The 13388-nt window shown below is 34.3% G+C and carries 11 protein-coding genes; 9 read left to right on the top strand and 2 right to left on the bottom strand.

Annotated elements, in window-relative coordinates; genetic code table 11:
* Nucleotides 1-275: 275 nt before the first annotated feature.
* From ACTYA4_RS13435 to murC, 4 genes are all read left to right on the top strand, one after another.
* Entirely contained in the window at nt 276-593 is a 318-nt protein-coding gene (locus ACTYA4_RS13435; RefSeq protein WP_443482306.1) for a thioredoxin family protein, read from the top strand.
* 176 nt (nt 594-769) lie between these two features.
* Complete coding sequence (locus tag ACTYA4_RS13430; RefSeq protein WP_443482362.1) at nt 770-1573, top strand: DUF1444 domain-containing protein; 804 nt, start codon at nt 770-772, stop codon at nt 1571-1573.
* A 388-nt stretch (nt 1574-1961) separates the two neighbouring features.
* On the top strand, nt 1962-4418 hold the full coding sequence (locus tag ACTYA4_RS13425) for a DNA translocase FtsK (RefSeq protein ID WP_443482307.1): 2457 nt from the start codon (nt 1962-1964) through the stop codon (nt 4416-4418).
* A gap of 274 nt (nt 4419-4692) precedes the next feature.
* Entirely contained in the window at nt 4693-5991 is a 1299-nt protein-coding gene (gene murC / locus ACTYA4_RS13420; protein WP_443482308.1) for a UDP-N-acetylmuramate--L-alanine ligase, read from the top strand.
* A gap of 91 nt (nt 5992-6082) precedes the next feature.
* On the opposite strand, the gene ACTYA4_RS13415 is transcribed toward murC, so the two are convergent.
* Nucleotides 6083-7198: an aminopeptidase gene (locus ACTYA4_RS13415; RefSeq protein ID WP_443482309.1), complete on the bottom strand. Its 1116-nt coding sequence runs from the start codon at nt 7196-7198 to the stop codon at nt 6083-6085.
* A 258-nt stretch (nt 7199-7456) separates the two neighbouring features.
* Here ACTYA4_RS13415 and ACTYA4_RS13410 point away from each other — a divergent pair, with 258 nt between their 5' ends.
* From ACTYA4_RS13410 to ACTYA4_RS13390, 5 genes are all read left to right on the top strand, one after another.
* On the top strand, nt 7457-7933 hold the full coding sequence (locus ACTYA4_RS13410) for a DUF948 domain-containing protein (RefSeq protein ID WP_443482310.1): 477 nt from the start codon (nt 7457-7459) through the stop codon (nt 7931-7933).
* 29 nt (nt 7934-7962) lie between these two features.
* Nucleotides 7963-8385: a YtxH domain-containing protein gene (locus ACTYA4_RS13405; RefSeq protein ID WP_443482311.1), complete on the top strand. Its 423-nt coding sequence runs from the start codon at nt 7963-7965 to the stop codon at nt 8383-8385.
* Between the two features lie 51 nt (nt 8386-8436).
* Nucleotides 8437-8766 carry a bacillithiol system redox-active protein YtxJ gene (ytxJ, locus tag ACTYA4_RS13400; protein WP_443482312.1) on the top strand — a complete coding sequence of 110 codons (330 nt, stop codon included), beginning with the start codon at nt 8437-8439 and terminating at the stop codon, nt 8764-8766.
* A gap of 343 nt (nt 8767-9109) precedes the next feature.
* Complete coding sequence (locus ACTYA4_RS13395) at nt 9110-9757, top strand: TetR/AcrR family transcriptional regulator (protein WP_443482313.1); 648 nt, start codon at nt 9110-9112, stop codon at nt 9755-9757.
* An 18-nt stretch (nt 9758-9775) separates the two neighbouring features.
* A complete protein-coding gene (locus ACTYA4_RS13390; protein WP_443482314.1) occupies nt 9776-10990 on the top strand; it encodes an Acg family FMN-binding oxidoreductase in 1215 nt (404 codons plus the stop codon).
* Between the two features lie 49 nt (nt 10991-11039).
* Here ACTYA4_RS13390 and ACTYA4_RS13385 read toward each other — a convergent pair whose 3' ends face one another.
* On the bottom strand, nt 11040-13196 hold the full coding sequence (locus tag ACTYA4_RS13385; protein WP_443482315.1) for a cell division protein FtsA: 2157 nt from the start codon (nt 13194-13196) through the stop codon (nt 11040-11042).
* Nucleotides 13197-13388 lie beyond the last annotated feature (192 nt).

The raw sequence follows: 13388 nt of genomic DNA, 5'->3' as shown, positions 1-13388 counted from the left end.
TTACTTCATTGTGAAGTTCATTGGAAATTTGATTAAGCTCAGTTGCTGCTTTTGTAATATTTTTTAATAGATAAACACTAATAATGGACAAGGCAATAATAAGGAAGATGCTAATTGATATGATGGTTATTGTATAAATAGTGTTTTGTTTTTTTTATTGTAAAAGCAATAGTAAGATTTTCTATCCAAAATTAGCTGGAGCATTTTATTAGGAAGTAAGAAAAAAATTTGATACTATCAAAAGATAATAATGCATGGTTAGGGAGGAAACAGAAATGAAAGAATTGCAATCACAAGAAGAGATAAAGGATTTACAAAACAGTAATCAAAAACATATATTTCTTTTTTCAGCAGAGTGGTGTGGGGATTGCCGCTTTATTGAACCTTTTATGCCAGAAGTGGAAGAAAAATATAGTGATTACACATTTGTTCATGTTGACCGAGATAAATTTATTGATACTTGTATAGAATTAGATGTTTTTGGGATTCCAAGTTTTATTGCCTATGAAAACGGAAAAGAATTAGGCCGCTTTGTCAGCAAGGATCGCAAAACACAAGAAGAGATAGAAAAATTTATTGAATCGTTATCATAAAAAATAGTAGGAAAGAGCAGTACTTCATAGGTATTGCTTTTTTTTTGCTTACATCTTTTGAAAACAAGGGATGTAGCCTTTATAATAAACAAGTGTTTCTAAAAATCGTATTGGTGAAATTTTTATATAGTGTTATTAGACACCAACTTATAAAGGGGAATGGTGCATAAATGAAAATGAATAGTAAAAAAATGAAAGAGTTATTAAAAACAAGATTAGATACAAGCGATAGGACGTTTACTTTTGATGCCAAAAAAGATCAAATTCGCATCGAGAGTAAAGAAACTGGAAAAGGTGTAACCGTAACACTTCCAGGTATTATTGCCAAATGGGAAGTGGAAAAGGATAAGGCGGTAGATGAAGTAGTTTATTATATTGAGCAAGGGTTGCAGGCAATAGAACAAGATACGGAATTAAAAGGAAAAGAAAAGAATATTTTTCCTGTTATTCGTTCTACTTCTTTCCCTGTGCAATCAAAGGAAGAAATTCCTTTCGTAACAGATGAGCATACAGCTGAAACAAGAATTTATTATGCGTTGGATATGGGGACAACATACCGTTTAATTGATGAACAATTAATGAAAAAGGAAAATTGGGAGCATCATCGAATAAAAGAAATTGCCCTTTTTAATGCTAGATCGTTATCGACCGTACTAAAAGAAGATACGGTGGCGGGGAATCGTTTTTATTTTCTTAACAGCAACGATGGATATGATGCAAGCAGAATACTAAATGATGCTTTTTTAAAGGAAATGAGTGAAAAGATAAAAGGAACGATGGCGATTGCAGTTCCTCATCAAGACGTATTAATTATAGCGGATGTTCAAAATGATACGGGCTATGATGTTTTAGCGCAAATGACAATGAGCTTTTTTGCTAGTGGTCGAGTGCCTATAACGGCATTATCCTTTTTATACGAGGAAGGCAGTTTAGAGCCTATTTTTATTCTTGGTAAAAATAAAAAGCAAGAAAAGAAATAAAATTTGTCTATAAAGTTTAATGAAATAGATTTTACTTTGAAAATAAAATGTAATATAAGAGAACTAAAATGAGGGTGGCTTCCAATAATCGTTTATCAAAACAGGTTGTATTCCATGAAGAAACATTCTTCTTGCGTCATACATCCTGCTTTTTGGAAAAACTTTTTTGGAAGTTATCCTTTTTTTAAAAAGATAAGAAAGCATAAAATTTCGGACCTAGTTTAGTGTCTAGCTCCGGCGCCTGCGCTTTTCTTATATGTTTAGAATCATGATAAAAAAATCGTAAAATATGGTACGATAAAGGAATAAAGTAAATGAAAATTAGTACGCCATTTGCTTTTTTTATTGGTAATATTGGAAAGAGAATGTACAGAAAGAGTGATTTAAATTGAATTGGTTCAAAAAAGTTTTAAAACAGATAATAAAAGATAATCCAAATGAATTGGACCAAGTGGAATCCTATATAGAAGAAAAGGATTCTGCCCCTTCGAATGAATGGAAAAAGGAAATCGATTCGAAGGTTATTTATCAATATCCAAAAGGAAAGTTTCGCTTCCCGGTTATTCCAGATAACACAACGGAAGAAAATAGAAGAGAAAACAGACAACGAGAGTTTACGAAAGAACGAAATAGACCGGTTTCTCAAACATCTAATATAGAGAGGAAACAACCACAAAATGAACCAGTCTTAAAAAATACTACTCCTAAGGAGAATCTGAATAAAATAAAAAAACCGTTTCGATTAACAGAAACAATCTCTCCTATATATGGATATAATAGACCGGTGCAAAAAGGAAAAACCCAAAATAATAAGGAAATAGTGGCACCAGTAAAGGAATATGTCGCTTCTATACAAGATAAAGATAAACAAGAAGAAAATTTCCTGTTGTTTGAAGAGGAAATATCGGCTGGATTACAGATACAGGATGATGTATCTCTAGAAAGAGAGATAAGCAAAAAAGTAGATGAAAAGCAATCTTTTTTTGATGATGAAGAAGCAGACATTTTGGTGCAAACTGATCCTAAAAATGATTTTGTTATAACAGAAGAAGTCCAAGAAGAAATGGAACAGTCAACAGATAGATTGCTAGAAGAGGCGGTGGAAATAGAAGAAGCTATCTTGCAACAGGACCCTACTTCAACGGAATTAACAGAAGAAGATAGTATCGTAGAAATAGTAGAAAAAGAAAATATTATGCTTTCTTCGAATGATGTTTGTGATAAGAAAGAAAATTGTACAAACACTGAGGAGATTAAGCCAAAAGGAACATCTATTAAACGTGGCCCACTTCCTTTTAATGTTCTCATGTTAAATAAAGATCGACAATACATGCAAAAGAAGAAGTTAGAAGAGAATTCAGCCAATAAATCGATACAACAACAGTCTATTGAAAAACGTCCTGTTGAAATAGAAGAGATGGATATCCCTTATTATGCTTTTCCAGCAATAAATTTATTGCATCCACCAATCATGAAAGTAGAAAACGATGATTGGATACAAGAACAAACAAGCGTGTTAGACGATACATTTACAAATTTTAATGTGCAAGCAAAAGTTGTAAATGTAACGCAAGGACCTTCTGTAACAAGATATGAAGTGCAGCCTGCACCAGGCGTAAAGGTAAGTAAAATCACGAATCTTTCCGATGATCTCAAACTAAGTCTTGCTGCAAAAGATATTCGTATAGAAGCACCTATTCCTGGAAAACACACTATTGGCATTGAAGTGCCTAACCATTCAAGCAGACCAGTGTTAATAAGTGAAATCATAAATAGTGCTGCTTTTAAAGAATCCGCTTCTCCTTTAACCGTTGCGTTGGGATTAGATATTGCAGGGAAGCCGATTGTGACCGATTTAAGAAAGATGCCACATGGGCTCATAGCAGGTGCAACAGGCTCTGGAAAAAGTGTGTGTATTAATACGATGCTAGTTAGTTTATTATATAAATCAAAGCCGGAAGAATTAAAGCTGTTATTAATCGATCCAAAAATGGTGGAACTCGCTCCGTATAATTATATTCCTCATTTAGCCAGTCCAGTTATTACAGATGTGAAAGCTGCAACTGCTGCATTAAAGTGGGCGGTTGAAGAAATGGAGCGCAGATATGAATTGCTGGCGCATTCAGGTGTTCGGGACATAACGAAATATAATCAATTGGCAGAAGAGCATAAGCGTTATTCCGACAAGCTACCATACATTGTGATTGTTATTGATGAGTTAGCCGACTTAATGATGATGGCACCAGCTGATGTGGAAGAGGCGATAAGCAGGATTGCACAAAAAGCGAGGGCTTGTGGGATTCATTTGCTTATTGCAACACAACGACCATCTGTAGATGTTATTACAGGACTTATTAAAGCAAATGTGCCAACCCGAATTGCCTTTTCTGTTTCATCACAGATTGATTCTAGAACCGTTATTGATATAAGTGGTGCAGAGAAACTATTAGGAAAAGGAGATATGCTTTTTTTAGAAAATGGTACGTCTAAGCCTGTTCGATTGCAAGGAACATTTGTCTCCGATGAAGAAATAGATGATGTAGTTCGTCATGTACGAAATGAACAAAAACCAGAATATTTATTTGAACAAGAAGAGCTGCTGAAAAAGGTACAAATGACAGAAGAAGAAGATGAGTTATTTTACGAAGCTTGTGAATTTATTATTGAACAAGGGGGAGCTTCTACTTCTAGTCTGCAAAGAAGGTTTAAAATCGGTTATAATCGTGCCGCAAGATTAATTGATATGATGGAAAAACAAGGGTTTATTTCAGAAGCGAAAGGTACGAAACCTCGAGATGTTTTAATTACAGAAGGAGAATTTCTTCAAATGCAAGAAAATGTATAATAAAATCATTCACATCAAGTTTTATTTCAAATGTAGCCTGTTTTTGCCCGTTAATAACGGGGGAAACGTGAGAGTGAAAGTTAATTTGAGGATGATAAAAATTGTTGCATAGTTTTTCTTTATAAAAGATGGTATAATGAATAAATGCGAATACAACAGGAAAAAAAAGTTAAATCATCTTACAGCTAACATAGCGAAAAAGGATGCTATGAGCAAATTAAAGATTGATGTCATATACTGTTTAACAGATATACGATAGTTGGAGGTTCTTTATATGACTATTTACCACTTCGTAGGTATAAAAGGGTCAGGAATGAGTGCATTAGCACTAATTCTGCATGATATGGGTTTACAGGTACAAGGATCTGATGTAGAAAAGACTTTTTTTACACAAGCAGCTTTAGAACAATCTGGAATAACTATTCTTCCATTTAATAAAGAGAATATAAGTCCAGGCATGAATGTAATAGTTGGAAATGCTTTTCCAGACACACATGAAGAAGTGGAGGAGGCAATGAAGCTAGGCCTTCCAATTCTTCGTTATCACCGTTTTTTAGGTGATTTTATGAAACAATTTACTAGTATTGCTGTAACAGGAGCTCATGGGAAAACATCTACAACTGGATTGCTTTCCCATGTAATAAAAGGTGCGAAGCCCACTGCTTATTTGATTGGCGATGGTACTGGAAAAGGCATAAAAGGAGCAGAATATTTTGCATTTGAAGCATGTGAATATAGACGACATTTTCTGTCTTATTTTCCGGACTATGCGATCATGACAAACATTGACTTTGATCATCCTGATTATTTTGCGAATGTTGATGATGTATTTTCTGCATTTCAGGAAATGGCATGGCAAGTGAATAAAGGAATTTTTGCCTGTGGTGATGATGAACAACTTCAAAAGATACAAGCAAAAGTCCCAGTTGTTTTTTACGGTTTTGACGATGAAAATGATTTTCAGGCGAGAAATGTGGTGAAAACGACAGAGGGAACAACTTTTGAAGTATATGTACGAAATACGTACTACAATACTTTTTCCATCCCAACATTTGGCGATCACAATATTTTAAATGCACTGTCTGTTATTGCATTAAGCCATTACGAAAACTTGGATGCAAACATTGTGAAAGAAAGATTACTATCTTTCCAAGGTGTGAAACGGAGATTTTCAGAAAAAATAATAGGCTCGCAAGTTGTCATTGATGATTATGCCCATCATCCAACAGAAATCAAAGCAACAGTTGAAGCAGCAAGACAAAAATATCCGGATCGTGAAATTGTGGCAGTCTTTCAGCCGCATACATTTTCAAGAACACAAACTTTTTTAAATGAGTTTGCTGATAGTTTAAACTTAGCTGATTCTGTTTATCTATGTGAAATATTTGGTTCCGCCAGGGAAAATCATGGGAAATTAAGCATTCATGATTTAGCCGAGAAAATCCCAGGCAGCAACATTACTTCAGAAGAGACGATTTATTCATTAAAAACACATGGAAATGCGGTTATTATTTTTATGGGCGCTGGAGATATTCAAAAGTTCCAAGAAGCTTATGAAAAATCGTTTGTATAAAGAAAAGTTTTACTTCTTTAAGAAAAAATCCACGTTGGGAAAAATTCCACGTGGATTTTTTGTTGAAGCTTTTAGTTTTGCCAGTTTGTTCTTATTTTAAGTTTTCCGGATTAAGTGGCTCTAATTCAGGAATAACAAATCTGCCGTCTTTTCTGATTAATACATCATCAAAATAAATTTCGCCCCCACCGTAATCTGGTCTCTGTATATTTACCATGTCCCAATGTATAGTGGAATGATTCCCATTAAAAGCTTCATCATAGCATTGTCCAGGAGTAAAGTGGAAGCTTCCATCGATTTTTTCATCAAATAAAATATCTTGCATCGGGTGTAGAATATATGGATTAACACCGATAGCAAATTCTCCGATATATCTTGCGCCTTCATCAGTATCTAAAATTTTATTTAATCTGTCAGTATCATTGGCTGTTGCTTTTATAATTTTTCCATTTTCAAAAGTTAAGGATACATTTTCAAATGTAAAACCATGATAAGGAGAAGGAGTATTGTATGTCAGTTGACCATTAACAGAATCACGGACTGGAGCAGTATAAACTTCTCCATCTGGAATATTCATTTGCCCAGAACATTTAATGGCAGGAATATCTTTAATGGAAAAAGTTAAATCAGTCCCTTGTCCCGTTATTTTCACTTTATCTGTTTTATTCATCAAGGCAACAAGCTCGTCCATCGCTTTATCCATCTTGCCGTAGTCAAGATTACATACATCAAAATAAAAATCTTCAAATGCTTCCGTACTCATTTTAGCTAGCTGAGCCATAGAAGGGTTTGGATAACGCAATACTACCCATCTTGTTTTTGGTACTCGAATTTCTCGGTGTACTTTTTTACCGATTGTGCTTCCTTCTATTTTCATTTTTTCAGCAGGTACATCGGCATGTTCATTAATATTATCACCAGAGCGTAAACCGATATATGCGTCCATTTGACTCATCACATTTGCTTCGAAATTTGCCATCATTTCATATTGCTCTTCTTGAGCTCCTAATAATAGGCTTCGGTTGACTTCATTATCTTTTAGAGAAACAAAAGGATAGCCACCAACTGCATAAGCTTCTTTAACAAGCGCTTTTACTAATTCTTTTTGCAATCCAAAGTTTTCGATTAGCACTTTTTCTCCTTTTTGCAACTGTATCGAGTATTGAATAAGATTTTTCGCCAATTGTTCTATTCGTGGATCCTTCATATGTACCTCCAAAATTAAAAATATGTATACGATAGTACTATTGTACATGAAAAAATATTTTTCTTAAATAATAATAACCAACAAGCAGAAGATTTATCCAGGGTAAACCTTCTCATCGTATACAAAAAAATTGGTATAAAATTGGTTCAGCCCCTTATTATTTTTGTATAGCAGGTACAAACAAAGACAAAGTAACTCAATGGACAAATATTTGTTTCTCTTTTCATTTTTCTCTATAATAAAGTCATGGTTGAAAAAATGGTAAAACTGGTAATGGTACTAAGTGGAGGTGCAATCATTATGATTGATATTTTATATTGGAGTGTTGCTTTAATAGCAATTGCATTTACTGTTTTAGTCATCTATCTGGCCAAAACATTAAAATCCCTACATATTACGTTAGATAGTGTTTCCAAAACATTATCTGGCCTTGAAAGACAGCTTGATGGTGTGACAAGAGAAACGACTGTGCTGCTTGAAAAAACGAATCATTTAGCAGCAGATATTCAACAAAAATCTGAAAGCTTAAACAGCGTAGTAGATGCGGTTAAGGGTGTAGGGGAGTCTGTTCGAGGATTTAATCAGTCTGTTCAGTCTATTACAAATAATGTCGAAACAACTCTAGAAAAAAACCAAGATAAAATTTCGCAAATTGTTCAGTGGAGTAATATTGCGATGAATATTAGAGATCAGTGGAATTCTCGCAGAGAGATGGCAAAACGTAAAACGAATTAAACAACAGGATAAATGGAGGAGGTCATATTATGAAAAAAGAATATGAAAACACGAGTACAAAAGATTTTTTATTAGGTGCTATTGTAGGCGGTGTTGTTGGTGCAGCAGCAGCTTTATTTCTTGCTCCTAAACCAGGGAAAGAGTTAATAAATGATGTGAATGAACAGGCTAATAAGTTTAAAGGAAAAGGGATCGACCTTTCCGGTACAGTAAAGGAAAAAGGTTCAGATTTTATAAGTATAGCAAAAGAAAAAACGGACCGTTTAAGTACAACTGTGTCGAAGCACTCGAATGATTTAATGAGTAAGTTAAAAGTGAAGAATGATAGTGAAAAAGCATCTGCAAGTGAAGATGTAGAAGAGCCAATAAAAACTAGTTATGATGAAATTCAGCAAAAGCTTGAAGAAACGAAAAAAGCATTCGACGAAACAGAAAGTAAATACCATCAATAATCGTAGAAAAAAACTGCTAATTTTCTTAATACATGCTTAGGAGGAATGAAAATGAAAAAAATAAATTCAATTGAAGAATTCGATAAAGAAGTACAAAATAATTCATCTGTATTGCTGTTAAAGCATAGTCTAACATGTCCGATTAGCCAAGCTGCTTTTGATGAATATCAGCAATTTACAGAAGCTAATGAAAATGTTAATGCTTATTATTTAGCTGTACAGGATTCAAGACCATTATCCAATCATATTGCAGAATCGTATCAAATTAAGCATGAGTCTCCACAAGTATTGTTATTTTCAAATAATGATGTCGTTTGGAATGCATCTCACCGTAATATAACCGTTGATGCTTTAACAGATGCTGTTAATACGAATAAATAAAAAATGACGGATTCCCTAGACGTTTTTAAACGATTTGGGGAATCCGTTTTTTTTTGCTCTGTTAAATTCTATTGTTGATTTTCAAAAGGTCAGGGAATCCACTCCCTTTCCGCGGACGAACTGGCAAGCCTCCTCGCTCGTACCTCACTGCGGGGTCTTGCCAGCCCGTTTTTCCACAGGAGTCTCGTAGATTCCCTTCCTATAAACAACATTATCGTTTAACAGAGCCTTTTTTTAGATGAAAAAGACAAAATTTTACTGACAATCGTCATTATATGTTTTATAATGCAATTAAGTAAACTTCGGGTTTACTTAATTGCACATAGATGAATGGGTGTGTTAAATGGGAATAAATGAGCGAAAACAGAAAGAAAAACAAATTCGTCGAAACGATATAATTGATGCTGCTGAACGAGTTTTTTTCTCAATGGGATATTCAGTGGCAACGATGAATGATGTAGCGAGAGAAGCAGAGTTTAGTAAAAGAACGGTGTATGTTTATTTTAATAGCAAGGAACAAATTTATTTTGAAATAATGTTAAGAGGCTACAGACTATTAATAGAAATGCTAGAAAAAGAATGGCAGAACAAAAAGGTTGGTGACTCGCTAGATTATATTCGAAAAATGGGAAGAATCCTTTTTCAGTTTAGCAAGATGTATCCCGATTATTTTGAAGCAATCGTTGAATATGAAAACGGGGAAAAGGATTTTGACAATGGTATACCAGATCATTCTAGGGAAGAATGTTATGCTTTGGGAGAGAAAGTATTTGGATTTTTGATTGACGCATTAAAGGAGGGAGTAGCGGAAGAGCATATTCGTAAGAATTTAGATTTGACTAATACAGCCCTCATTTTATGGTCATGTATCGTAGGTGTATTTACGATGACAAAGAGAAAGAAGAGTTATTTTAAACATTATCATCAAAAAAATTCTGAAGATTTGATTCCTGAAGCATTAGAGCTTTTAATAAGATCCATTCAAAATTAAAGAAGGGGTAGAAACGAAATGAAAAAGGTGAAAAGAAAAATAAGTTTTCTTACCATATCATTGTCGGTTTTTCTAGTAATTGTATTTTTTACAATCTTAATAGTTAGCGGTGCTTTTTTAACACCTAAATATTTAGAGCCATGGAAAAAAAGCTATGCATCACAATTTGATGACCCTAGAGTAAGTTTAGCATCACAAGGGCTTTTAGCGGCTAGCGGTCACAACATGCAGCCGTGGATCATCCGACTTGATAAAGAAAATCCGAATGTATTTTACCTGTATGCGGATTCAAAAAAGCTAGTACAACAAGTCGATCCATATGCAAGACAAACGCTAATCTCTCAAGGGACTTTTTTAGAATATGTGAAAATAGCAGGTGCAGAACATGGCTATGATGTAGGTCTGGACTTATTTCCTGAGGGAGAATATGATAAACGGAACATTAAGGAAAGCATGAAACTAAAGCCTGTAGCAAAAGTTACTTTAAAGAAAGTGGAAAGAAAAGAAAATGTACTTTATCCTTATCTTTATTTGATGGATACAAATAGATTTGAATACGAGAATATTACATTAACTGATCAACAAATCAAGCAGTTAAATGAGCTGAGTAATGAAGCTGGTATTACGATTAAGATTTTTCAGGATCATACTAATGTAAAAAATCTTGGTCGATTTGCAATTGATGGTGCAAAAATTGAATCTAAGATTCACAGAATCAATAAAGAATCTGGAGAAATTTTTCGTGCCAATGAGTATCAAAAAAATAAATATCGATATGGTTTTTCTGTTGAAGGGCAAGGGATTACGAGAATGAAAAAACATCTAATGCAAGGCTTACTGACACTTATTCCCTCTATGAATAATGAAAAAGCATCAGCTGATTTATTTGTAAAGTCCACTCAGATTGGAGTGAATAACACTCCAGTATATGCGATGATTATGACAAAAGATAATAGCAGAAGCAATCAGGTGAAGGCAGGAATGATCTATAGTCGTCTTGTTTTGACTGCACACAGCATGGGCTTTGTCATGCAGCCCCCTAGTCAAGTATTGGAAGAATACCCAGAAATGAAAGAACAGAATCATAAAATTCATCAGGAATATGCGTTACATGGAGAAACGATTCAGATGTTTGTTCGCATGGGCAAGCCAACAAAAGAAGCTCCGAAAAGTATGCGACAGGATATACTGGAGTTTATTGAAGGAAAAGGGGACGGAGCTTCGCATACTTGAAATGTAAACAGATGCTGTTACAACATGCGAAGCCCCGCAGACACCGCCTTTATGATGTCGTAACGGACCAAATAATGTCAAGATCGTCGCCTTTTTTAATAGGGGTTAAAAATGTTGCCGTTTTCCCATTTCTTTTTAATTCAAATGTACCGTTATTTGTTTTCGGCATATCTATTTGCACGTACGCAAATAAATCTTGGAATAGAAAACCTTCGAATGGTTTTTGCTCTATTATAATGTCATCATGATCAAAGACCTTATCTTCCATGGAAAGAATTTGATCATTTCTTTTAAATTGAGCTAATTGCTTGGATAATGTCAGTTTTTTTCCATTAAAAGTAATAGGGATGACTTGGTATAATAATACTTGTTTTATTTCTGCCAACTCTTGGACGGTAGGTGACTTTCTCTTTTTTATCGTTAGTTCATCACGATGATTAAATGTAGAAGATAATTTAGCCTGTATACCGTTGCGTAGGATTTTTCCGGAAAATGCAGGGAACACAGTTTCTTTTCCATTAATTTTTACTTTAAATGGTGTTAATTCAGCAAGGAAATCATGTAATTCCAGGGAAAGAAGGACATCTTGAATAGTAGCTGCAAGTTTATACTCTATAACATCTCTGTCTTGAATCCATGTCTCTTGTGATGCTGGTTTGCCGTTGCATCGTATAGTTGCTTGCAGCTTATGATTTTCACCATTAATGTTAATGATATTTTCTGTTAAGTCATCTAATAAATCCTTTATTTGCACTACTGCGGCCTGGCCATCTTCCCCTTTATTTACCGTTAATTCTTCTCCATTCTCAACAGTATCATCTAAGGAACATTCTATACCATTTCTGCTAATAACCGGAGCTTGACCATGGGTGCCTGGAATGGTGATATTTTGATTATTTAAAGTGATAATCATGGCGTTCCCTGGTTTTCCATATAATTTTGTCAATTTTAAACCTGAGGCAAGTAAACAATCACCGACTGTTAATTTATTTACTTCAAATAATCGAACTGGCTGTTCATTCACGTATACAGTTTTATATTGAACAGGTGATTTTCCTGCTGCTATCGCAATCCCTATTGGTGTAACTAATTCTGGACCGTTCATCATCGAATTTTCAAACGTCAAATTGGTAATGGCATCCATCCCTCTAATGGCCACTCGATTCGATGTTAACTCTAACATCTCGGCAATTTTTTGCTGTAATGCCGGTGTTTGGCTGCCTCCGCCGACAAGCATAACCGCTTTTGGTGCTTTTTGATTATTAAGCGCAAGAATTTCTCTGCATATGCTGTCCGCAAGCTTATCTAACGCAACAGAAATCTTCTCCATTACCTCGTTTTTATGTAATTCCGTTGTAAATCCTAATATATCAGTTACGGTAATGATATCTTGATTGGATAGCTCCTTTTTAGCTGCTTCAGCAAGTGGAAAGTCTAATAAATACTGATCACTTATTGCTTCTGTAATTTCGTCCCCAGCAACTGGTACCATTCCATATGCAATAACTGTTCCTAAATCGGTAATTGCAATATCAGATGTTCCTGCACCAATATCTACTAGTGCAACATTTAATCTTCGCATGGATGGAGGAATGAGTACATTAATAGCGGCAATTGGTTCTAATGTTAATGCATCCATTTCTAAATTCGCACGATGTAAGGCAGCAATTAAAGATTCTACTACCACTTTAGGGAGAAAGGTAGCAATAATTTCGACAGTGGCCATATTTCCTTGTTGATCCAGTAAATTTCCTAATTCTTGATCATCTAATACATAACGTAATACAGAATAGCCAACGCAATAATAAAACTGACTTTTTTCTCGATTATTTTTTTCTGCAACAGAACTTTGCGCTATTTGAACAGCCGTAAGCTCCATATGTAAAATATCTTGTTTCGTCATCATTGGTTTTCCTTCCATATTGACAGAATAGGAAGATTTTTCTGTTTTAAGTGCACGTCCTGCAGCAGCAACACACACTTTGTGTAATGGTCCATGATTTTGTTCTAATTGCGTTTTGATTTTTTGAATAATTTTAGAAACCGCCAATACATCATGTATTTGACCATCAAGCATAGCTCGTTCTGTATGTTCAACGGAAAGAATTTCTAAAACATGATAATTTTCTTCTTCTTTTTCTAATATAATACCGACGACAGAGCGAGTACCAATATCTAAAGCGAATAACTTTTCTTTATTAGACAAAAAGACACCTTCTTTATTATTTAAAAATAGTGAAATGATAGGAAGTAATAAATATTACAATGCTTTAACGCTTAAAAGCGTTTAATTATTAAAGAAAATTAGTGACAACGGAAAAAAGATGATTTATAATAAACCCAATTACAAGAAATGTAACATATTTTTATATGTCGATAAAGATTATTAAAATTTGTT

Source organism: Niallia yueguangensis (genome assembly GCF_052663115.1).
The sequence above is the reverse complement of the archived record's forward strand: the minus strand, read 5'-3'. Positions and strand labels throughout refer to the sequence as shown.